Raw genomic sequence first — 23,010 nt, 5'->3', positions numbered from 1 at the left:
GCTAGAGTCCAGCCATCGGCTGCGCTTCGCGATACAAACAGGGTCATTCACTTGCCTGCCGGGCACGGCGGGCGCATCGAGCCGGGAGCGGAGTCGCAGGACTTGCACACCGACAGCACATCGCAGGACGGCGGGCGCGCCGGCCTCGCCCCGGCCTTCGCGCTCTGGCAGCGCGAGCCGGCGCTGGCCGCGGCCCTCCGGGACACGGCCGTCAGCCACCTCGTCCTCGACGGTGGGGACGGGACGGTGCGTCATGCCTCGCCCGCGGCGGCCCGGCTCGGTGAGGTGCTCGCGCATCTCGACGGCCTCGCCTTCGCGCGCCAGCTCGCCGCCGCCTGCCCGGCCGAGGGGGGCCACCGCCTCGTCCGCCTGCGGCTCGATCCGCGCCGGATCGCGCCGCCCTCGCTCTTCACCGTATCGCGCGCGGCGGATGCGGACGGCAGGCCGGTCTACCTCGCCATCGCCGCCGGCACCCTGGCGTTACCGCGGGTGAGTGCCGCCCCGGCGCAGGCGGAGGCGCGCGCGCCCTCGCCCGTCGCCCCCCCGCCCGCTCGGGAACCGTCGCCGCCGGCGGCGGAGCCGCCCCGCGAGGGTGACCGGTTCCTGTGGCGCAGCGACGGGCATTCGGTGCTGACCCGACTCAGCGGGTCCCTCGCAGGGCTGACGGGCCAGGACTGGCCGGGCCTCGCCGGCAGCCACGATCCGTCACAATCCCACCCCGTCATCGCCGCCCTGGCGAGCCGCCGGACGTTCCGCAAGCTGCCGATCAGCTTCCGCCTGGGCCACCTGACGATCCATGCGGAGGTGTCGGGGGCCCCCACCGCGCGCGAGGGCGCGGAGTTCCGCGGCTTCGAGGGATTCGGGGTGATCCGCGGCATCGCGCGGGCGGATGCGGGCCCCGCCACCCTGGCGGCGGACCTCCTGGCCTTCACGTCGGACGAGGATGCCGGCACCGGGACGGAGGCGCCGCCCGACGGGGCACTGTCGACCGACGAGCACGCGGCTTTCCGGGAGATCGCCCGGGCGCTGGGCGCCCGCTACGCCGGGGACGACGAATCGAACGCCCCCCCGCCCCTCGCCGCGCGGATGGCGGGTTCGGTGATGCCCTTCCCGAGCCCGCGGGCGGACCTCGCCCCCTCCCCTCCGTTCCCGGCCGACGAGACGGGCGGGCTGCTCGACAGCCTGCCGATGCCGGCCCTCGTCCACCGGGGCGAGACGATCCTGGCCGTGAACCAGCCGTTCCTCGACCTGACCCGGTTCGGGGACCTCGAGGACCTGCGCGGCGCGGGGATCCACGCGGTGTTTCCGAGCGGCCCCCCGCAGTTCCGCAGCGGCCTGTCGCACGAGACCGCCATCGGCACCGCGGGCGGCGCGGCCCGGCCGGTGGAGGTCACCCGCGGGATCTGCGCCTGGGAGGGCGGCCCGGCCGCGATCCTCCTGCTGCGCGGCCTCGACGAGGACGATCCGCGCCGGGAACTCGCCGCCGAGCGGCTGGCCCGCGAGGTCCAGGCCGGCCGCGCCCTCGGGGCGGAGGCGGCCCTCGATGCGCTCCAGGCCGGCGTGGTGACCATCGACCGCGACGGGCGGGTCGTCACCCTGAACCGGGCGGCGGCGTCCTGCCTCGGTGGAGCCCCCACGGAACTGGTCGGCTCCGACTTCGCCCACCTGTTCGATGCCGGAAGCGCGGGCCCCCTCGCCGCGGCCCTGGCCGGTGGCGGCGAAGCGCCCTCCGCGGTCCTCGCCCAGGGGCGCGCCATGACCCTCGCCCTCGCCCCGCTGCGGGCGGACGGGGAGAGGGTCGCCGTGCTGCACCGGCTGCCGGACTCCACCCTCGGCGGCGCCTCGCAGGGGGCGCGCGCCGAGCCGGCGGCCCCCGGCACGGCCAACATGCGCCGCCTCGACAGGGAGCTGCGCGAGCCGGTCGATGCCATCCTCACCCTGACCCATGCGATGCTCGAAGAGCGCTTCGGCGCCCTCGGCGACACGCGCTACCGGGCCTGCCTGTCCGACATCCGGGACGCGGGCGAGCGCATCGTGGAGCGGATGGCCGAGCTGAGCGACCTCGCCGCCATCGAGGCGGGGCAGATCGCCCTCGATCCGCGCCCCCTCGCCCTCAACGAGGTGGTGGCCAACTGCGTCGCGGTGCTCCAGACGGAGGCCGCCCGCGGCCGGATCGTCCTGCGCACCAGCTTCTCCACGGACCTCGCCGAGCTGGAGGTCGATGAGGCGAGCGTGCGCCGGGCGGCCTCCCTGGTCATCGAGCACGCGATCCGCCGCTCGGTCGCCGGAGGGCAGGTGATCGTCTCCACCGGGACCGGCGAGGCCGCGGAGGTCGCCCTGCGCGTGCGCGACGGCAGTCCGGCGCAGAACGCCGTGGCGGTGGCGCCGGAGGAGGATCTCCGCCTCGCCCTGCCCCGCGCCCTCGTCCAGGCCAACGGCGGACGCCTGCGGATGACGGGCCGGGGCGAGGAGGGAATGCTGGTCGAGATCCTGCTGCCGGCCAAGCACGGCGCCCGCGGCTGACCGACGCTTTACCGTCCGCCGCGGCGAGACATGTCGGAATCTTTTTCAGTGCGAAGCCCGTGCTCCGCAAATTGTTAGTGTTGCAGCGTGGTTTCGTAGAAATATGCCGCTTGACAGGTCGGCAATCCGGCGTTCATCACGTTTCCATTGCGCTCAACTTAATTCGAGCCCGTCGGGTTCTTGTGCGCAGTGTGCGGCCCGGGGTTACCCGAGCCGTCGCCATGGCGCTACACGACTTTGGAAGTCCTGGCTGCGCGGTGTGAACCGCGATACGATCAGGCACCAAGACAGGGATGAAACACGATGGAAGGCAGGATCGTCGAAGTCCAGGACGCGTGGCGCGACGGCGCCCTCGTTGACGATGCCAAGTATCGTCAAATGTACGAGGCGTCGATCAGCGACCCTGACGCCTTCTGGAACGAGCACGGCAAGCGCATCGACTGGATGACGCCGTACACCCGGGTCAAGGACACGAGCTTCGCGCCCGGAAACGTCTCGATCAAGTGGTTCGAGGACGGGACGACGAACGTCGCGTACAATTGCGTCGACCGTCATCTCGAGACCCGCGGCGAGCAGACGGCGATCATCTGGGAAGGCGACAACCCGGACGAGTCGAAACACATCACCTACCGCGAATTGCACGCGCAGGTGTGCCGCTGGGCCAACGTCCTGCGCAACCGCGGCGTGAGCAAGGGCGACCGCGTCACCCTCTACCTGCCGATGATCCCCGAGGCGGCCTACGCCATGCTCGCCTGCGCGCGGCTGGGGGCGATCCACGCCATCGTGTTCGGCGGCTTCTCCCCCGACTCCCTGGCCCAGCGGATCCAGGGCTGCGGCTCGAAGCTCGTCATCACCGCCGACGAGGGCCTGCGCGGTGGCCGCAAGGTGCCGCTGAAGGCCAACGTGGACGAGGCGATCAAGCGCCTCGGCAGCGCCCTAGTGGACCACGTCGTCGTCGTGCGCCGCACGGGCGGCGCCGTCGCCATGGAGCCCGGCCGGGACGTCTATTACGACGAGGCCGCCGAGCAGGTGACCGACGAGTGCCCCGCCGAGCCGGTGGAGGCGGAGCACCCGCTCTTCATCCTCTACACCTCGGGCTCCACGGGCCAGCCGAAGGGCGTGGTGCACACGACCGGCGGCTACCTCGTCTACGCCTCGATGACCCACGAATACGTCTTCGATTACCGCGAGGGCGACGTCTACTGGTGCACGGCCGACGTGGGCTGGGTCACGGGCCACAGCTACATCGTCTACGGGCCGCTCGCGAACGGCGCGACCACGCTGATGTTCGAAGGCATCCCGACCTACCCGTCGAACTCCCGGTTCTGGGACGTGGTGGACAAACACAAGGTCAACATCTTCTACACCGCGCCCACCGCGATCCGCTCGCTGATGGGCGGCGGCGAGGGCCCGGTGAAGAAGACCTCCCGGCAGAGCCTGCGGGTGCTCGGTTCGGTGGGCGAGCCCATCAACCCGGAAGCCTGGGAATGGTACTACAAGGTGGTGGGCGACAGCCGCTGCGCCATCGTGGACACGTGGTGGCAGACCGAGACCGGCGGCATCCTCATCACCCCGCTGCCGGGCGCCACGGCCCTGAAGCCGGGCTCGGCCACGCGGCCGTTCTTCGGCGTGCAGCCGGAGATGGTGGATGCCGAGGGCAAGGTGTTGCAGGGCGCCTGCGAGGGCAACCTCTGCATCGCCGATTCCTGGCCGGGCCAGATGCGCACGGTCTACGGCGACCACGAGCGATTCGAGCAGACCTACTTCTCGACCTATCCGGGCAAGTACTTCACCGGTGACGGCGCGCGGCGGGATGCCGACGGCTATTACTGGATCACCGGCCGGGTCGATGACGTCATCAACGTCTCGGGCCACCGGATGGGCACGGCGGAGGTGGAATCCTCCCTCGTCGCGCACTCGAAGGTGTCCGAGGCGGCGGTGGTCGGCTACCCGCACACCGTGAAGGGCCAGGGCATCTACGCCTACGTCACCCTGAACGAGGGCGAGGACGGGAACGACGCGCTTCGCAAGGAGCTCGTCGCCTGGGTGCGCAAGGATATCGGGCCGATCGCCTCGCCCGACCTGATCCAGTTCGCCCCCGGCCTGCCCAAGACCCGCTCGGGCAAGATCATGCGCCGGATCCTGCGCAAGATCGCCGAGGACGATTTCGGCTCCCTCGGCGACACCTCGACGCTCGCCGACCCGGCCGTGGTCGACGACCTGATCGACAACCGGCAGAACCGGGGCTGATCGCATCCCGCCCCGCGGCGGGACGACGACACGGGGCGGCTGCCGAAGGGCGGCCGCCCCCAATAACAAGACGGACCCAAGACGAAGCTGGGCAATGGGGCGGAAGGCCGGAGACGCCTTCCCGGGAGGATGATGCGATGAGTGGGTCTACGGTGGGTGGCCTGGGGGGGCGCGTCACGCCCATAGGGGTGGCGGGTGCGGACACGGTGGATCCGCATCTCGAACGCATCGCCCGGACGCCGGAGTTCCAGCAGCTCGTCCACGAGCGCACCCGGTTCGGCTGGATCCTCACCGGGCTGATGCTGGTGGTCTATTTCGGCTTCATCGGCCTCATCGCCTTCGACAAGTCGGTGATGGCGATCAAGGTCGGCGGCGGCACGGCATCGCTCGGCCTGTTCCTTGGCGTCTTCGTGATCCTGTTCGCGTTCCTGCTCACCGGCATCTACGTCGCCCGCGCCAACACGCGCTTCGACGCCCTGAGCGACGCCCTGCATCGGAAGGTGAGACAGTGATGCGCGGCACCCCCCTCCTCCTGGGCCTGACGCTGGCCGCCATCGCGGCGACGGCGGCCTACGCGGCCGGACCGGATCTCGGCGCCGTGCAGCAGGCGGCCACGAACTGGCCGGCCATCGGCATGTTCCTGTTCTTCGTGCTGATGACTCTCGGCATCACCTACAAGGCCGCCAAGGGCACCAAGTCGGCCGCCGACTTCTACGCCGCGGGCGGCGGCATCTCGGCGGGCACCAACGCGCTCGCCATCGCGGGTGACTACATGTCGGCCGCCTCGTTCCTCGGCATCTCCGGCCTCGTCTACACCTCCGGCTTCGACGGGCTCATCTATTCGACGGGCTTCCTCGTCGGCTGGCCGATCGTGCTGTTCCTCATCGCGGAGCGGCTGCGCAACCTCGGCAAGTTCACCTTCGCCGACGTGGCGAGCTTCCGCCTGGACCAGACCTCGATCCGCATCATCTCGGCGACGGGCACCCTCGTGGTGGTGGCCTTCTACCTGATCGCCCAGATGGTCGGCGCGGGGAAGCTGATCCAGCTCCTGTTCGGCCTGCCCTACCTCTACGCGGTGGTGATCGTCGGCGTGCTGATGATCGTCTACGTGGCCTTCGGCGGCATGAAGGCCACCACCTGGGTGCAGGTGATCAAGGCCTGCCTGCTGCTCGGCGGCGCCACCTTCATGGCGGGCGCGGTGCTGTACTCTTACGGCTTCAACCCCGAGATCCTGTTCAAGAAGGCCGTGGACGTCCACCCGAAGGGCGACGCGATCATGGCGCCGGGCGGCCTCGTGTCGAACCCGGTCGAGGCGATTTCGCTGGGCGTCGGCCTGATGTTCGGCACCGCCGGCCTGCCGCACATCCTGATGCGGTTCTTCACCGTGTCGGACGCCCAGGCGGCCCGCAAGTCGGTGTTCTACGCCACCGGCCTGATCGGCTACTTCTACATCCTCACCTTCATCATCGGCTTCGGCGGCATCGCGCTGCTGATGTCGGACCCGAGCTACTTCAAGCTCGGCGCGGCGGGGACCTTCGACAAGCTGAAGGACATGATCGGCGGCACCAACATGGTCGCCGTGAACCTCGCCAACGCGGTGGGCGGCCCGTACTTCCTGGGCTTCATCTCGGCGGTGGCCTTCGCGACCATCCTCGCGGTGGTGGCGGGCCTGACGCTCGCCGGCGCCTCCGCCGTCAGCCACGACCTCTACGCCCAGGTGATCGCCCGCGGGCGCACCACCGAGACCGCCGAGGTGCGGCTGTCGAAGATCGCCGCCGTCTTCATCGGCATCGTGGCGATCGTCCTCGGCTACATCTTCGAGAACCAGAACGTCGCCTTCATGGTCGGGCTGGCCTTCTCGGTGGCGGCGAGCTGCAACTTCCCGGTCCTGGCGATGTCGATCCTGTGGCGGGGCACCACGACCTGGGGCGCGCTCACCGGGGGCCTCGTCGGGCTCGTGGCGGCGGTGACGATGGTGGTGCTGTCGAAGGCCGTCTGGGTGACGACCTTGGGGCACGCCGCGGCCCTGTTCCCCTACGACAACCCGGCGCTGTTCTCGATGCCGCTGGCCTTCGCGACGATCTGGCTCGTGTCGCTGATGGACCGGTCGCGCCGAGCCCAGCGGGAGCGGGCCGCCTTCGAGGCGCAGTTCGTCCGCTCGGAGACCGGCATCGGCGCATCGGGCGCCCACGCGCACTGATCGCGCCTTCGGCCTGACATCATGGGGGGCGCGGTGCGAGCCGCGCCCCTTTTTTCATGCGCCGGCCCGACCCTGTTGCGCCGGGGACGCACCGCGCCGCCTGTGTTGATCGGTCGCGTTCACGAACGCTTTACCCATTGGGCCCGCCGCCATCCTGTTGTAACGCATGGGTGATCTGCAAAAAATGCAGACTGACGCCGGAACGGCGCGCGCGGCACGGGGAGGGCACAGACCATGGCAGTGGCAACGGCGTTACCGCAGGCGGGAGCGGCGGCGCGTCCGATGACGTCGGCCGAGAAGCGGGTGATCTTCGCCTCGTCCCTCGGCACGGTGTTCGAGTGGTACGATTTCTTCCTCTACGGATCGCTGGCGGCGATCATCGGGGCGCAATTCTTCTCCGCCTATCCGCCGGCCACCCGGGACATCTTCGCCCTGCTGGCCTTCGCCGCGGGCTTCATCGTGCGCCCGTTCGGCGCCCTGGTCTTCGGCCGAATCGGCGACCTCGTGGGCCGGAAGTACACCTTCCTCGTCACCATCCTGATCATGGGCCTGTCGACCTTCATCGTCGGCATCCTGCCCAACGCCGCCAGCATCGGCATCGCCGCGCCGATCATCCTGATCGTGCTGCGCCTCGCCCAGGGGCTGGCGCTGGGCGGCGAGTATGGCGGCGCGGCGACCTACGTGGCCGAGCACGCCCCCCAGGGCCGGCGCGGCTTCTACACGAGCTGGATCCAGACCACGGCGACGATCGGCCTGTTCCTGTCCCTCATCGTCATCCTCGTGACCCGCACGGTGACCGGTGAGGAGGCGTTCAAGGAATGGGGCTGGCGGGTGCCGTTCCTCGTCTCTGTGCTGCTGCTCGGCGTCTCGGTGTGGATCCGGATGCAGCTCTCCGAATCGCCCGCGTTCCAGAAGATGAAGGACGAGGGCAAGACCTCGAAGGCGCCGCTCTCCGAGGCGTTCGGCCAGTGGGGCAACGCCAAGGTGGCGCTCATCGCCCTGTTCGGCCTCGTCGCGGGCCAGGGCGTGGTCTGGTACACGGGCCAGTTCTACGCGCTGTTCTTCCTGCAATCGATCCTGAAGGTCGATGGCTACACCGCGAACCTGCTCATCGCGTGGTCGCTGCTGTTCGGCACCGGGTTCTTCGTGGTGTTCGGCTGGCTGTCCGACAAGATCGGCCGCAAGGTCATCATCCTGGCGGGCTGCGCCATCGCGGCGGCGACCCTGTTCCCGATCTTCCAGGGCATCACCAGCGCGGCGAACCCGAAGCTGGAGGCGGCGGTCGAGACCGTGAAGGTCACCGTCACCGCCGATCCGGCGCAATGCGGGAACCTGTTCAACCCGGTGGGCACCCGCGTCTTCACGGCGCCGTGCGATCTGGCCCGCGACTTCCTCTCGAAGTCCTCGGTCCGCTACGACACCGCTTCCGGCGCGACGGGCCAGCCGACGACGATCACCGTCAACGGCACCGCCATCCCCTACCCGCAGGGCGGCGCGGCGGAGGCGAACAAGGCGGCCCTCGCCGCCCTCCAGGCGGCCGGCTACCCCAAGGCGGGCGACGTCGAGATCGTGAAGATGGCCCACCCGTTCGACGTGTTCCGGGCGCAGCCGGCCAAGGTGATCGGCCTGCTGCTGCTGCTCGTGGTCCTCGTGACGATGGTCTACGGCCCGATCGCCGCGATGCTGGTGGAGCTGTTCCCGACCCGGATCCGCTACACCTCGATGTCCCTGCCCTACCATATCGGCAACGGCTGGTTCGGCGGCCTGCTCCCCGCCACCGCCTTCGCGATGGTGGCCCAGACCGGGGACATCTACTACGGCCTCTGGTACCCGATCATCATCGCCATCATGACCGTGATCATCGGCCTGATCTTCGTGCCGGAGACGAAGGACAGGGACATCTTCGCCGAGACCTGAGCGAGCCGCTGACTGGTCCCCCTCCCCCTCGTGCGAGCGAGGCTCGGGAGGGGGAGCCCAGTGTGCAGAAAGGACGACGGCGTGGCGATCCGCTTCTCGAAGGGCTGATCGGAAGAGTCGAGAAGACTGGGACCACCCGTCCGGATCCAAACCCGTCTTTGCTCGTAAAGACGGGCGGGGAAGCGAAGGTCCCGGTCGGACAGCGAGGCGCGCCGGAGCGGGGGCCTCGGGATCTGGAAATGGGAGCGGATCGCCCCCTGGAACGCGCGGCGACTCAGTGCCGGAAGTGGCGGTGGCCGGTGAACACCATCGCCAGCCCGGCCTCGTCGGCGGCGGCGATCACCTCGGGGTCACGCATGGATCCGCCCGGCTGGATCACCGCCGTGGCCCCGGCTTCGGCGGCGGCGAGCAGCCCGTCGGCGAAGGGGAAGAACGCGTCCGAGGCCACCACCGCGCCCTTGGCGAGGCTGTCGGCGAGGCCGAGCCGGTCGGCACCCTCGCGGGCTTTCCAGGCGGCGATGCGCGAGGAATCCACCCGCGACATCTGCCCGGCGCCGATCCCCACCGTCGCGCCGTCCTTGGCGTAGACGATGGCGTTCGACTTCACGTGCTTGGCGACCCGGTAGGCGAAGCGCATGTCGGCGGCCTCGGCCTCGCTCGGGGCGCGCTTGGTGACCACCCGGAACGGCATGTCGTCCACCACCATGGCGTCCCGGCCCTGCACCAGCAGGCCACCGGCCAGGGTGCGGACCGTCTCGCCCGGCGCGCGGGGATCGGGCAGGCCGCCGGCCAGGAGCAGGCGCAGGTTCTTCTTGGCGGCGAGGATGGCGATGGCCTCCTCCGTCGCCTCGGGGGCGATGATGACCTCGGTGAAGATCTCCACGATCCTGCGGGCGGCCTCGCCGTCCAGCGCTCGGTTCAGGGCCACGATCCCGCCGAAGGCCGAGACGGGATCGCAGGCCAGCGCCCGCTCGTAGGCGTCGAGCAGGCTGGCGCCCTCGGCCACGCCGCAGGGGTTGGCGTGCTTGACGATCACCACCGCCGCGCCGCGGGACGGGTCGAACTCGGCCACGCACTCGTAGGCGGCGTCCGTGTCGTTGAAGTTGTTGAAGGACAGCTCCTTCCCCTGGAGCTGCCGCGCCGTGGCGACGCCCACCCGCGGGACGCCCGGCGCCCGATAGAAGGCTGCGGCCTGGTGCGGATTCTCGCCGTAGCGCAACCCCTGGGCGAGGCTTCCGCCGAAGGCCCGGTAGGGCTGCGGGCCCTCCACCGCGAACTGCGCGGCCATCCAGTTGGAGATCGCCGCGTCGTAGGCCGCCGTGCGGGTATAGGCCTTCTGCGCCAGCGCGCGGCGCACGGCGAGGGTGAGCGTGCCGTCGCCGGCGGTCAGCGCATCGAGGACCGTCGCGTAGTCGGCGACATCCGTCACCACGGCCACATCCGCATGGTTCTTGGCCGCGGCGCGAATCATCGCCGGGCCGCCGATATCGATGTTCTCGATGCAGTCCGCCTCGGGCTTGCCGGCGGCGATCGTCGCCTCGAACGGGTAGAGGTTCACCACCAGGAGGTCGATGGCGTCGATCCCGTGGGCGGCCAAGGCCGCCTGATGCTCGGGGTTATCGCGGATGGCGAGCAGCCCCCCGTGGACCGCCGGGTGCAGGGTCTTCACCCGCCCGTCCATCATTTCGGGGAAGCCGGTCAGCTCGGCGACCTCGACCACCGGAATGCCGGCGTCCTTGAGCGTCCTGTAGGTGCCGCCGGTGGAGACCAGGGCGATGCCGCGGGCGTCGAGCGCCCGGGCGAAATCGACGAGACCGGTCTTGTCGGAGACGGACAGGAGCGCGCGGGACACCCGCACGTGATCGTGAGTCATAGGAGCGTGCCGAAATCTTCTTGGAATTCGGTTCGCCGGTAACACGGAACCGCCGCGGGCGGCCAGCCTGGAGGCCGTGGAGGGACACGGCGGAGACCGCCCCATCCCCTCCGAAGTCGAGGGGACGGACGCGCACGGCCCTGGCTCAGCGGCCCGCCGCCGCCGCGAGCCGGGCGAAGGTCCAACGCACCTCGGCGGCGTCGGTCACGGCGAGGTAGAGCACGATCTGGTCCGTCCGGCGCGGTCCGCTGAGGCCGGAGAAATACACGCTTTCCTCGATGCGCACCTCCGCGCCCTCGGCGTCGAACAGCCAGACCTCCCCGAGTGCCGAGGCGAGCTCGATGCCGCCCGGCACGGTGCGCACGGCGATGGCCGGGTGGATGTGGAACCGCACCGCCACGGACTGCCCCCGGGGCCGCCCCGGCAGCCTCTTGACCACGCCATTGCCCGCGCGGACGAAGGCGTCGCGCCCTTCGAGCCGTCCTTCGGCCGGGAACAGGTGCCACCGCCGCTCGTGGACGAGGCCGAATTCCAGCACGTAGCCGTCGTGCCGGGCGGCGAGGACGATCCCATCCTCCTCCTCCACCCGCTCGGCGGCCACGGCGACCGGCCCCCGTAGGACCACCGGCCCCAGGCGGCGGCTTAGCCACGCGCTCATCCGGCGCTCCCACCACCAGCCGGCCTTCACAACGAAGCGGCAGGACGAGGCGTCGGCGACGGTGGCGGTGGAGTGGGCGGCCGTGGAGCGGGCGAGCTGGCGCATCTCCGGGCCGCTGGGCGGCAAGCCGCAATTGACGACGATGCGCTGCGGTCCGCTCGACATTTCGAAGGAGAGGCACCCGGCCCCGGCGCTCACCGAATAGGGCAGCGGCGCGCTGGCGCCGACATCGGCGGTGAGGACGACCCGGCCGCCTTCCAGGCGCTCGTAGCCCGAATTCGGCGCGTGCATCATCGGCCGCCCGAACGTGTCGTCGTAGACGAGGAGCGTGGCGAGGTGGTCCGCATCCGTGGCGCCCATGCCGTTGAAATGGCTGAGGGACGCATCCGGATGGCGCAGCAGCCGCAGCAGCGGCAGCATCCTGTCGATGGCGCGCAGGAGCGCGGCCGGCGGCTCGACGGAACGGCTGAGGAAGGCCTGCCGGAGCGGCAGCAGATCGAGCAGGAGTTCCATCCCGAAGCGTGGGTTGCGGGAGCGGTGCCCGCCATCGGACAGGATCTGGCGTTCCAGTTCCCGGGAGAGCACCCGCGTCGCCCTCCGCAGGATGGACTGGATCCCCTCGCAGCACAGCCCCGCATAGCAGAGCGCCACCGCCGCGTTCAGGCGCGCGGGGGGCATCACCCCCCGGCGCAGGTCGCGCTCGAGCTGCTGCGCGTTCCGGCCGATGGCCCGCAGGAAACTGTCGTAGAAGCCGTGATCGGCCCCCTCCAATACCAGGGGCGACTGGCACAGGAACGAGATCAGCCGCCGGGCGGCCACCGGGGTCTGGCGCGCCAGGGCGGGATCCCCGCGCCCGGCGATGAAATCGGACACGAAGCTGCGGGCGTTGGCGCGGGCGAGCGCCGTGTCCGCCGCCCGCAGGTGGCGCAGCCAGCCGAATCCGTAGAGCTCGTCCGCCCATTCCGGCGAAGGCGCCGCATAGTCGAAGGGCGAACCGCCGCCCGCCGCGAGGGAGCGCCCGGCGAAGACGAACAGGCCGGCGTAGATGTCGTCGGCGAAGGTCGCGTCCGAGGTCCGCAGATCCTGCGGCGCGATCACGAGGGCGCCCACACGGACGCGCGCCAGGATCGCGGGCGGCGCGCTCAGGCGCGCGGCGGCGCTGCGCGCGGTCCGTGCCACCTCGCGCCCCACCAACCGGTAGAGGCGCCAGCGGTCAGGCCCCCAGCCATCAGGCCCCCAAGCCACGCAGTCTCCAATGCCCACAGGCCCGGGAGACCTCTCGGCCGAGGTTCGGCCGGCCCCCTCCCGCTTCAAACTAGGGCGGGCCTCTTAACCATTGGTTTACGCTCTGTCAGCCCGGACGGATCCGTCCACCGCGGATTCACCGGCTGGACAGGGCCGCCTCGAACGCCTTCACGTTCGAGCGGATCATCGCGAGATAGGTGGGGGCCGGACCCTCGGGGGGAGACAGGGCGTCGGAGTAGATCTCGCCGCCGATCCGCGCGCCGCTCTCGTGGGCGATGCGCTCCATCTGCCGCGGGTCGGTCACCGTCTCGAGGAAGACCGCCGGGACCTTCTCCCGACGGATCTGGGTGATGATCGCCGCCACGTCCCGGGGGCTGGCCGCGCTTTCCGTGGAAAGGCCCTGCGGCGCCAGGATCGTCAGCCCGTAGGCGGCGGCGAAATAGCCGAAGGCGTCGTGCGTGGTGATGAGCCGCCGGTTCTGCGGCGGGATCCGCGCCATGGCGGCCTGCACCTCCCGGTCGAGGGCATCGAGCTGGTCCGTATAGGCCGCCGCCGCCGCCGCGTAGTCGGCCGCGTGGTCGGGGCAGACCTTCGACAACCCGTCCCGGATGTTGGCCACGTAGACCTTCACGTTCGCCACGTTCTGCCAGGCATGGGGGTCGGCATGCCCGTGGTCGTGGCCGCCATGGTCGTGCGGGTCGGCATCCTCCATGGTTGCCACGCCCCCGCTCGCCGTGACGACCGGCGCCTTCGTGCCGGAGGCGCGGATCAGGCGATCGATCCAACCCTCGAGGCCGAGGCCGTTCACGACGACGATGTCCGCCCGCGCCAGAATCCTGGCATCGCCGGGGGCGGGGCTGAAGCTGTGGACGTCCGAGCCGGGCCCCACCAGGGTCGCCACCTCCACATGGCCGCCGCCGACCTGCCGGACGAGGTCGCCGAGGATCGAGAACGTCGCCACCGCGCGGACCGGGCCGCATCCGGCCGCCGACGCCACCCCCGTCCAGACGACCATGGCGAGGGCCATCGCCGCGCGCACCGATCCGCTCACCGCACACCTCCATCCGACCCCGGCCTGATAATGTAACACTGTTACATAAACAAGGCGGATACATCGCCGGTGCGTGATGGGGAACGGGACCGGCGCCCTGCGCCCTCCCCCTGCCTTCGAGGAGACCGGGATGACCCGCCGTACCACCGCCCTGCTCGCCACCGGCCTTCTCGGCCTCGGGCTCGCGGGCGCCGCTTGGGCCCATGACGGGCACCACGGCAGTCCCCATGGCCGCTGGAGCGCCCTGACGCCCGAGGACCGGGCCGCCTTCGCCGACGCGCGAATCGCCGCGATCCATGCCGGGCTCAAACTCTCCCCCGACCAGGAGAAGCTCTGGCCGCCGGTGGAGGCCGCGATGCGCGACATGGCCAAGATGCGCCAGCAGCGCCGGGCGACCATGGAGAGCCGGCCGAGCTTCGACGAGGACGCCCCCGGCGCCCTGCGCGCGATGGCCGACGCGGCGAGCACCCGGGCCGATGCCTTGCCCAAGCTCGCCGACGCCACCCAGCCCCTCTACGCCAGCCTCGATCAGGACCAGAAGCGCCGGGCGGTGATCCTGGCCCGGCCGATGGGACCGATGGGCGGACCCGGCGGCCGGCGCGGGCACGGGCGGGGCGGCGACCACGGGCCGGAGGGCGACGACCGCTGAGCCGGCATTCCGTCCGGACGGCTTGATCCGCGGCGGCGGGGGCGTCACACCGCAGCCGCCGCCCCGCTCCATGGGCCGGCGCTTGGGTTCGAACCGGACTTTCCATGGCACGCCTGCCCGGCGACACGGCCCCCCTGCTCGCCCGGCTGTGGCGGGAGTGGCTTTCCCCCCACCGGAGCGCCCTGGCCGTCGTCCTGGGCCTGATCGCCGTGGTGGGGGCTTCCACAGGCCTCTACCCGGCGCTGATCAAGGCGGCCTTCGACGCCTTCGACCGGAAGGATGCCGCGGCCATCGCCTACGGCCCGGTCATCGTCATCCTCGTCACCTCCCTGCGCGGCTTCGCCCTGTACGGACAGACGGTGCTGACCAACAGGGTCGTCACCCGCGTCGAGGCGGACATGCAGGTCGCCCTCTACGGGCACCTGATCGAATCCGATCTCGCCCAGCTCGGGCGGGAGAGCCCAGCCGCCCTCACCCAGCGCTTCACCACCGATTTCGCCTTCATCAAGGAGGCGCTCACCCGCATCTCGACGGTGCTGCTGCGCGACATCGCCATGCTCGTGGGGCTGGTCGCCGCCCTCCTGTGGATGGACCCGCTCCTCACCCTGGTGGCCGGCGTTACGGTGCCCTTCATCGCCGGCCCCATCGGCCGGATCGGCAAGAAGCTGCGACGGGTCTCCACCTCGACGCAGGAGCAGATGGGCGCCACGGCGAGCCTCATCTCCGAAAGTCTCCAGGGTGTCCGGGTCGCCAAGACCTTCGCCCTGGAAGGCTACCTGAAGGGCCGCGCCGCCGCCTCCCTGGACGAGGTCCGGCGCCTCAAGATGAAGGCCGCCAACGCCCGTGGGCGCCTCGACCCGCTGCTCGAGATCGGCGGCGGCCTCGCGGTGGCGGTGGTGCTGGTCCTGGTGGGACAGCGGGTCCTCAACGGCGACCGCACGGTCGGCGACTTCACCGGTTACGTCGCGGCCCTCTTGCTGGCCGCCCAGCCGGCCCGGGCGCTCGGCAACCTCAACGCGATCCTGCAGGAGGCGGCGGCGGCGCTGCGCCGCTACTTCGACCTGATGGATGAGGCCCCCACCATCCGCGAGGCGCCGGGCGCCAAGCCGCTCAAGGTCGGGGCCGGCGAAGTCCGGTTCGAGGCGGTGCGCTTCCGCTACCGGGCCGACGCGCAGGCCCTGGAAGGGATCGACCTCACCGCCCCCGCCGGCGCGGTGACGGCATTGGTCGGGCGTTCGGGCTCGGGCAAGTCGAGCCTGCTCAACCTCGTGCCCCGCCTCTACGACGTCGATGAAGGCCGGGTGCTGATCGACGAGCAGGACGTGCGCGGCGTGACGCTGGCCTCCCTCCGGGCCGCCGTCGCCGTCGTGTCGCAGGAGGTGATGCTGTTCGATGACACCGTGGCCGCCAACATCGGCTTCGGCAAACCTGGCGCCGGCCGGGCCGAGATCGAGGCGGCGGCCCGGGCCGCGGCGGCGCACGGCTTCGTCTCCGCCCTGCCGGGGGGCTACGAGTTCAGGGTCGGGCCCGGCGGGGGCCGTCTCTCCGGCGGCGAGCGGCAACGGATCGCCCTCGCCCGCGCCTTCCTCAAGGACGCGCCGATCCTCCTCCTCGACGAGGCCACCTCGGCGCTGGACTCCGAATCGGAACGTCTCGTGCAGGAGGCCCTCGGGCGGCTCATGCGCGGGCGCACCGTCCTCGTCATCGCCCACCGCCTGTCCACGGTGCGCGATGCGGGGCTGATCGCCGTGCTGGAGGGCGGGCGCGTCATCGAGACGGGCCGGCACGACGACCTCGTCTCGCAGGGCGGCACCTATGCCCGCCTGCGCCGTCTGCAATTCACCGACGACCCGGTGCGGCCCGAGGACAGTGGCGTCCGGCCGCGGAGCACGCCATAAGGCGTCGGATGCGCTCCCCGCCGCGGCGGAGGCCCGTCCCGCAGGGAGCGCGCCGGACCATGGGTCCGGAGCCGCGCCGTCCCGCGATGCGAGTCGGCACGGGTCCGCCCGAGAGGACCTGACCGTGAGCGACCTGACGTTCGAGATCGAGACCAATGCGGCCCCCCGCTCCGCCGGGGACCGCGCCGCCCTGATGGCCAATCCGGGCTTCGGCAAGGTGTTCACCGACCATATGGCGATCGTGCGCTACAGCGCGGGACGCGGCTGGCACGACGCGAAGATCACCGCGCGGGCGCCGATCCCCCTCGATCCCGCCGCGGCGGTGCTGCACTACGCGCAGGAGATCTTCGAGGGGCTGAAGGCCTACCGCACCGCCGATGGCGGCGCCGCCCTGTTCCGGCCGGAGGCGAACGCCCTGCGCTTCCGCCGCTCGGCCGAGCGCATGGCGATGGTGCCCTTCCCCGAGGAGGCGTTCATCGCCGCCCAGCGCAAGCTCGTCGAGATCGACCGGGACTGGATCCCCGACACGCCGGACGGCAGCCTGTACCTGCGCCCGTTCATGATCGCCAACGAGGTGTTCCTCGGCGTGAAGCCCGCGAGCGAGTACCTGTTCATCACCATCGCCTCGGCGGTGGGCTCCTACTTCAAGGACCCGAACGGCACGGTCACGGTGTGGCTGTCCGAGCATTACACCCGCGCCGCCCCCGGCGGGACCGGCGCCGCCAAGTGCGGCGGCAACTACGCGGCGAGCCTCGCGGCCCAGGCCGAGGCGGCGAACCAGGGCTGCGAGCAGGTGGTGTTCCTGGACGCGGCCGAGCGCCGCTACGTCGAGGAGCTCGGCGGGATGAACGTGTTCTTCGTCTTCGAGGACGGCACCCTGCTGACCCCGCCCCTGTCCGACAGCATCCTGCCGGGCATCACCCGGGATTCGATCATCACCCTGGCCCGCGAGGCCGGCATGACCGTGCGCGAAGAGCTCTACGGCATCGACCAGTGGCGTGACGACGTGCGCTCCGGCCGCCAGACCGAGGCGTTCGCCTGCGGCACCGCCGCGGTGATCACCCCGATCGGCCGGGTGCGTGGACGCGAGGACGACTTCACCATCGGCAACGCCGTGGCGGGCCCGGTCGCCCGCCGCCTCCGCACCCTGCTGGTGGACATCCAGCGCGGCAACACCTCCGATGCGCATGGGTGGTTCCAGAAGGTCTTCTGAGGGGCGCCCTCCGGGGCCTGTCGCACCGCGAGGCGCGGCGGATGACGTGAAGCGATCCGGGGAGGTGGACCGCCCCCGGAGGTGGCATCGCCCCGGATCGCTTCCCCGCACCCGCGATGACGGGATGCACAATTCCAGATTGTAGATCAATCAATTGAAGTATTTGCAATTGAAAATACTGCAATCAACCCGAAATCAGTTTTTATAAACTTCGTCAGCCGATACAGAGCGGCGACCGGGCCGGTGGCCGGCCGGCCCTGACGGAGATCTTCGATGCTGCTGCCGGATTCGGCGCTTCGCTCGATGCGGGTGATGTTCGCGACGCCTTGCTACATCTCTTCCGTGTCGATGAACTACGTGACCAGCCTGTATTCCCTCGCCTATTCCTGCGCCCAACTCGGCATGGCGACGATGCTGCACATGCGCAGCGAGAGCCTGATCACCCGCGCCCGCAACCGGACCGTGAAGGACTTCCTGGCGGACGAGTCATTCACGCACCTGTTCTGGATCGACTCGGACATCGCCTTCACCCCGGAGGCCGTGTACCGCATCCTGCTCGCCGACCGGGACGTCGCCTCCGGCGTCTATCCGCTGAAGACGAACAACTGGCCCGCGAAGGGCCTGCCGGCCGGCATGACCTATGCCGAGTACGAGCGGCGCTACACGAACTACGCCTTCAACCCCATCGGGCAGGGCGAGGAGCCGCTCCGGCCGTATATCGACGAGGACGGCTTCATCGAGGTGGCGGAGGCGACCACCGGCTTCATGGCGATCAAACGCGACGTCTTCCTGCGGATGATGAAGCACTATCCCGAATTGCAATACACGCCGGATGGCCGCGAGCACGATCCGCTGGCCCATCTCTACTGGCTGTTCTTCGACTGCATGCTCGACCCGGATTCCCGCCGCTACCTGTCAGAGGATTACGCCTTCTGCCGCCGCTGGCGGGACATGGGCGGCAAGGTCTACGCCGACCTGCATTCGAGGCTGAACCATCTCGGCCAGCACACCTTCGCCGGCGATTTCCACACGAGCCTGCAACTCCAAGGGTTGATCTGAGGCGCAAGCCCATCCTCAGATTCGCCTCTTTCCTGCGACAGGGCTGGCCACAGCCGGAGGCCCCTCCGCGCCGGCACGGAGGCTATCTCGTTGATCCGCTTCGAGAACGTCACGAAGGTCTACAAGACGGACGGTCACCGCCGCACCATCCTGGAGCAGGCGTCCTTCACCCTGAAGCCCGGCATCTCCTACGGCATCCTGGGCATCAACGGCGCCGGCAAATCGACCACGATGCGGCTCATCGCCGGCACCGAGGAGCCGACCCGCGGCCACGTCAAGCGCGGCCTGCGCGTCTCGTGGCCCCTCGGCTTCGGCGGGGGCTTCCACCCGCAGATGACGGGCCGTGACAACGTCAAGTTCATCGCCCGCATCTACGGCGAGGACCCGAAGCGGGTGCTCGACTTCGTGGAGGACTTCTCCGAACTCGGCAGCTACCTCGACGTGCCGATCCGGACCTACTCCTCCGGCATGGGCGCGCGCCTCGCCTTCGGGATGAGCATGGCGATCCCGTTCGACTGCTACCTGATCGACGAGGTCACCTCGGTCGGCGACGGCCGGTTCGCCCGCCGTTGCGAGGAGGTGTTCTCCCAGCGGCGCAAGCACGCGGACGTGATCATGATCTCCCACTCCATGGAGGTGATCCGGGGCTGGTGCACGCAGGGCATCGTGCTGCTCAACGGCCGCGCCATCGTCTACGAGGACGTGAACGACGCCATCGAGGTCTACCACCGCTTGAATGCCTGATCGCCCGTGCGGGACGCCGACATGGTTTTGCCGTCAGGCGCTGGCATGGCAGGGGCGGCGCAAGGGACGGACGCCGGCGCGAGGGCCGGCACCGGACGCTCGGACAGATCGGGAATCGCTCGATGAACATGGAGATCGGCAAGCCCGCGGGCCGGCCGCTCACGCCGGCCGACCGGCAGCAGCAGATCGCGGAATCGCTCCGGCAATTCGCGCGGATGTCGCGCTTCGCCGACCGGCGGAAGGGGATCCGGTCCTACCAGAGCCACGTCAAGAGCGACCCCTGGGTTCCGGTCCTGTTCGTGCTCTTCTTCGTGCTGCCGACCCTGGCGGGGGCCGTCTATTACGGGCTGATCGCCTCCGACCGCTACGTCACCGAGGCGCGCTTCGCGATCCGGCCGGCCATCGGCAGCGCCGAGAAGGCGACGCCGGATTCCGTCGGCACCAATGCGGGCGTGCCGACACAGATGGTCGCCCAGGATACGCTGATCACCTACAGCTACATCCAGAGCCGCCCGATGCTGGAGGTGATCGAGAAGCAGTTGCCGATCCGCGAATGGTTCGGCCGCGACAGCATCGACTACCTGTCGCGGTTCGACCCCGGGAAGCCGATCGAGAAGTTCCTTAAATACTGGAGGCAGCGCGTCGAGATCGACGTGGAATCGTCCTCGGGCATCATGAGCCTGTGGGTCGACGCGTTCGACCCCGACGAATCCCTGGCCATCACCAAGGCCGTCCTCAAGGAGGCGGAGCGGATGGTCAACGAGCTGAGCATGAACGCCCGCAACGACGCCCTGGCCGAGAGCGACCGGGAGCTGAAGCTCGCGGACGAGCGGCTGAGGAAAGTCAGCATCGCGGTGCGCGACCTGCGAAACCGCGAAGGCGTGCTCGACGCGCAGAAGAGCAACGAAGCCAACCTCAAGGTCACGTCGGAGCTGAAGGCGAACCGCATCAACCTCGCGGTCCAGCTCGCCATCGGCCAGCGCGACCTCGGGCCGGAATCCCGCCGGATCATGGATCTGAAGCAGCAGATCCGCGACATCGATGACAACATCGCCCGGATCGAGAAGGCCACCGCGACGCAGGATCCCGAGCAGAAGCGCGTCCTCTCCGAGGCGCTGACCCGGTTCGAGGCCCTGGAGAACGAGCGCAAGAACGCGACGAAGTACTACGAGCAGGTGCTCTCCGCCCACGAGCGCGCGCGCATCGTGGCGGCACGCCAGATCGAGTTCTTCAGCCCCATCGTCCAGCCGGTGAGGGCTGAGTCCTCGACCCAACCCCGGCGCATCCTGATGATCGCCCTCGTCACCGCAGGGTCGGCCGTGCTGTTCGCCGCCGCGCTGTTCGTGCGCAAGGCGATGGAGTAGGGCGCGCCCTTCCACGACCCACCGCGGCGGCGGGATGGGTCGTGGCAGCCGGACATCGAGGGACATGCCGCGGGCGGAGGCATTCCGGCCGCGGACGTGCGCGGTGTTGGGATCGGGCACGGCTTGAACCGCGACGGGCGGCAGCCTAGACTTGCCCACGCGAGAGGGCACAACTTTCAATACTTGTGTTCGCTCAAATCTAACTTCGAGATGTGCCCATCTCCGCACGGCGACGGCGTGCCGTGGGAGACGGCTGGGCCATCGGCGGACGACGGTGAACCGAGATGGATGCCGCCCAACACGCCGTCTGCGTCGCCCTGAACGACGACGACCGCGCGTGGTACGAGATGCTGATCCCGTTCATCCTCTCGCTGCGCCAGAGCGACTACCGGGGCCACGTCGTGGTGATCGGCTTCGGCCTGTCGCAGCGCAAGATCGACATCCTGCGCGGACATTCCGTCAACGTGGTCGAGGCGACGGAGAAGTCCCTCCCGGTGGCGCGCTTCGTGGAGGTCGCGAAGCTGTGCGACCTCAATCCCGGCCTGACCAAGATCGCACTCTACGATGCCGACATCTGGTTCTGCAGCGAGACTTTCGACCTGTTCTCGCATGTGGAGGGCGACGACATCTTCGTCTGCAAGGACGCCTATCTGTGCGATTTCGTCAGCGATCCGCTGATCGGCTCCCACAGGGAGGCCAACGTGCGGCGGGTGGCCGAGGATGTCCTCGAACGGTATGGCGGCGCCCTCCAGGCGGGGCTGGTGGCCGGGACGGCGGCGGCGTGGAAGGGGTTCGCGGCCCATATCCGCCGTTGCCTCGACGGCGTCGGCACGGATTTCCGGCTGATCTACGGCATCGACACCTGTTTCCTCCACCTGTGGGGGGCCGAGGGACGGGTGCGGCTGCTGCCGGAGACGCAGAACTTCGTCACCAAGAACGGGCTCGTCGAGTGGCGGACGCAGGCGAACCGCCCGATCCTGAGATCGGCCGCGGGCCCCGTCCGGGGCCTGCACATGACGGGCGATATCCGCTTCCTCAATTGCTGGCGTTACTTCAGCATCCATGCCGACCGGGCGCTGGACGCGGGCCGGCCCTTCGCGCTGTCGGATTCCGCCGTCTCACCCGTCACGGCGGTGCCGCCGGGCCTCGCGGGGACGGTCGAGGAGGCGGGCCTGGAAATCGTGTCCCTCGCGGGCGAAGACGGAGCCGGTTTGCACGCCTTCCGTGACGGGGACGGGCTGACCATCGTCGGCACCGGCAACCACGACATCACGCTGCGGACGACCCGGGCCTTCGACCCCCTCGCCTGCACCGTCATGTACCTGTCGGGCCACCCGGCCCCCCTGAAGATGCGGATCGCCATGGCGGGGCAGGAGATCGGCATCGGCAGGGATCTCAGCCAGTGGGCCTCGATGACGATGCCCCCTGGCGTGCAGATCGACCTGCATGCCGAGAGCCTGCCGGGGCAGATGTGCAAGGTGGTCTGGATCCTCTCCGACCGGCGCAGCCTCGCGCAGTGACCTCGGCCTCGCCACGGCCTTCGTCCCCCGGCCGTATCGCGAGGCAGTTCCCCAGGATCTGACCGGAGCATCGCGTCCGGACGCGATCATCACCGGCCGAAGTCGTTCCGCCCCAAGGGGGGCCGGGGACCGCCTAGTGCCGGGAGCCGCCGAAGACCTGCGTCGGCGCGGGGGAGGTGCCGGTCTGCCGACCGTCCGCATCCGTGGGTCCGGCGGCGGTGCCGCCGGTCCAGCCCTCCGAGCGCCAGCCCTGGGCCCGCTCGTCGAGATCGATGGACCCGGCCTCCTTCAGGGCGGCGATCACCTGCTCGGTGCGGCCTTCCTCGCTGCGCACCGTCACGAGGGTGCCGCCCCGGCGCACACCCTCCGCATAGGCCGCCGCCTCGGTCTCGCTCATGCCGGCGCCCGTCAACCCGCCGACGAGGCCGCCCGCCGCGGCGCCGATTCCCGCCCCGGTCAGCGCCGAGACGAGCCAGCCCGCGGCGACGATCGGCCCGAGACCCGGCACGGCCAGCATGCCGAGGCCGGCCAGGAGCCCCGCGCCGCCGCCGATCAGACCGCCGACCGTCGCCCCCGTCCCCGTCCCGCCGGCGGCATCGGCCTCCGCCTCGCCCGCCACCGGCGCGGTCCCGGGGGCGGACATGTCGGGCGCGTCGGGCGAGCGGCTGGCGAGGATCGCGATGTCCGCATGGGGGATGCCGAGGGCCTCCAGGCGCTCGATGGCACCCTCCGCATCGGCATAGCGTTCGAACAGGGCCGTCACAGCGCGTTCGGGCATTTTGGCGTCTCTCCGGTCTCGCCCGGTCAAGCGCCGGGCCGGCTCCCGGTTCCGATGGTTAACGGGCC

Annotated in this window: 16 protein-coding genes; 12 read left to right on the top strand and 4 right to left on the bottom strand. The window is 70.3% G+C overall.

Annotation, left to right across the window (positions count from 1 at the left end):
* Nucleotides 1-102: 102 nt before the first annotated feature.
* From MKK53_RS12975 to MKK53_RS12955, 5 genes are all read left to right on the top strand, one after another.
* Nucleotides 103-2,523: a PAS domain-containing protein gene (locus MKK53_RS12975; RefSeq protein WP_243929115.1), complete on the top strand. Its 2,421-nt coding sequence runs from the start codon at nt 103-105 to the stop codon at nt 2,521-2,523.
* A gap of 303 nt (nt 2,524-2,826) precedes the next feature.
* On the top strand, nt 2,827-4,773 hold the full coding sequence (acs, locus tag MKK53_RS12970) for an acetate--CoA ligase (protein ID WP_243929114.1): 1,947 nt from the start codon (nt 2,827-2,829) through the stop codon (nt 4,771-4,773).
* 137 nt (nt 4,774-4,910) lie between these two features.
* Entirely contained in the window at nt 4,911-5,285 is a 375-nt protein-coding gene (locus MKK53_RS12965; protein WP_243929113.1) for a DUF485 domain-containing protein, read from the top strand.
* A complete protein-coding gene (locus MKK53_RS12960) occupies nt 5,285-6,973 on the top strand; it encodes a cation acetate symporter (protein ID WP_243929112.1) in 1,689 nt (562 codons plus the stop codon). The genes MKK53_RS12965 and MKK53_RS12960 overlap by 1 nt, the downstream gene beginning before the upstream one ends.
* Nucleotides 6,974-7,207: 234 nt before the next feature.
* Nucleotides 7,208-8,890 (top strand): MFS transporter, encoded by a 1,683-nt coding sequence (locus MKK53_RS12955; protein WP_243929111.1) that lies wholly within the window; start codon nt 7,208-7,210, stop codon nt 8,888-8,890.
* Nucleotides 8,891-9,164: 274 nt separating this feature from the next.
* Here MKK53_RS12955 and purH read toward each other — a convergent pair whose 3' ends face one another.
* The 3 genes from purH to MKK53_RS12940 all read right to left on the bottom strand — a co-directional run bounded on the left by purH (nt 9,165) and on the right by MKK53_RS12940 (nt 13,717).
* A complete protein-coding gene (gene purH, locus MKK53_RS12950; protein WP_243929110.1) occupies nt 9,165-10,763 on the bottom strand; it encodes a bifunctional phosphoribosylaminoimidazolecarboxamide formyltransferase/IMP cyclohydrolase in 1,599 nt (532 codons plus the stop codon).
* Between the two features lie 145 nt (nt 10,764-10,908).
* Nucleotides 10,909-12,666: a heparinase II/III family protein gene (locus MKK53_RS12945; RefSeq protein WP_243929109.1), complete on the bottom strand. Its 1,758-nt coding sequence runs from the start codon at nt 12,664-12,666 to the stop codon at nt 10,909-10,911.
* 136 nt (nt 12,667-12,802) lie between these two features.
* On the bottom strand, nt 12,803-13,717 hold the full coding sequence (locus MKK53_RS12940) for a metal ABC transporter solute-binding protein, Zn/Mn family (RefSeq protein ID WP_409564323.1): 915 nt from the start codon (nt 13,715-13,717) through the stop codon (nt 12,803-12,805).
* 130 nt (nt 13,718-13,847) lie between these two features.
* Here MKK53_RS12940 and MKK53_RS12935 point away from each other — a divergent pair, with 130 nt between their 5' ends.
* The 7 genes from MKK53_RS12935 to MKK53_RS12905 all read left to right on the top strand — a co-directional run bounded on the left by MKK53_RS12935 (nt 13,848) and on the right by MKK53_RS12905 (nt 22,164).
* The gene (locus tag MKK53_RS12935) at nt 13,848-14,366 is read left to right on the top strand and encodes a Spy/CpxP family protein refolding chaperone (RefSeq protein WP_243929108.1); all 519 of its coding nucleotides are present in this window, start codon (nt 13,848-13,850) and stop codon (nt 14,364-14,366) included.
* A gap of 104 nt (nt 14,367-14,470) precedes the next feature.
* Nucleotides 14,471-16,264, top strand: coding sequence for an ABC transporter ATP-binding protein (locus tag MKK53_RS12930; protein ID WP_243929107.1), 1,794 nt, complete (start codon nt 14,471-14,473; stop codon nt 16,262-16,264).
* 124 nt (nt 16,265-16,388) lie between these two features.
* Nucleotides 16,389-17,477 carry a branched-chain amino acid aminotransferase gene (locus MKK53_RS12925; RefSeq protein ID WP_313901547.1) on the top strand — a complete coding sequence of 363 codons (1,089 nt, stop codon included), beginning with the start codon at nt 16,389-16,391 and terminating at the stop codon, nt 17,475-17,477.
* Nucleotides 17,478-17,750: 273 nt separating this feature from the next.
* Nucleotides 17,751-18,536, top strand: coding sequence for a hypothetical protein (locus MKK53_RS12920; protein ID WP_243929106.1), 786 nt, complete (start codon nt 17,751-17,753; stop codon nt 18,534-18,536).
* Between the two features lie 90 nt (nt 18,537-18,626).
* Nucleotides 18,627-19,280 (top strand): ABC transporter ATP-binding protein, encoded by a 654-nt coding sequence (locus tag MKK53_RS12915; protein WP_243929105.1) that lies wholly within the window; start codon nt 18,627-18,629, stop codon nt 19,278-19,280.
* Nucleotides 19,281-19,402: 122 nt separating this feature from the next.
* A complete protein-coding gene (locus tag MKK53_RS12910; RefSeq protein WP_243929104.1) occupies nt 19,403-20,644 on the top strand; it encodes a capsule biosynthesis protein in 1,242 nt (413 codons plus the stop codon).
* Nucleotides 20,645-20,928: 284 nt separating this feature from the next.
* Complete coding sequence (locus MKK53_RS12905; protein WP_243929103.1) at nt 20,929-22,164, top strand: hypothetical protein; 1,236 nt, start codon at nt 20,929-20,931, stop codon at nt 22,162-22,164.
* 133 nt (nt 22,165-22,297) lie between these two features.
* Here MKK53_RS12905 and MKK53_RS12900 read toward each other — a convergent pair whose 3' ends face one another.
* Nucleotides 22,298-22,942 (bottom strand): hypothetical protein, encoded by a 645-nt coding sequence (locus MKK53_RS12900; protein WP_243929102.1) that lies wholly within the window; start codon nt 22,940-22,942, stop codon nt 22,298-22,300.
* Nucleotides 22,943-23,010 lie beyond the last annotated feature (68 nt).

This window comes from Methylobacterium sp. J-076 (assembly GCF_022829405.1).
Taxonomy (GTDB): Bacteria; Pseudomonadota; Alphaproteobacteria; order Rhizobiales; family Beijerinckiaceae; genus Methylobacterium.
This window is presented reverse-complemented; position numbering and strand designations above follow the sequence as displayed.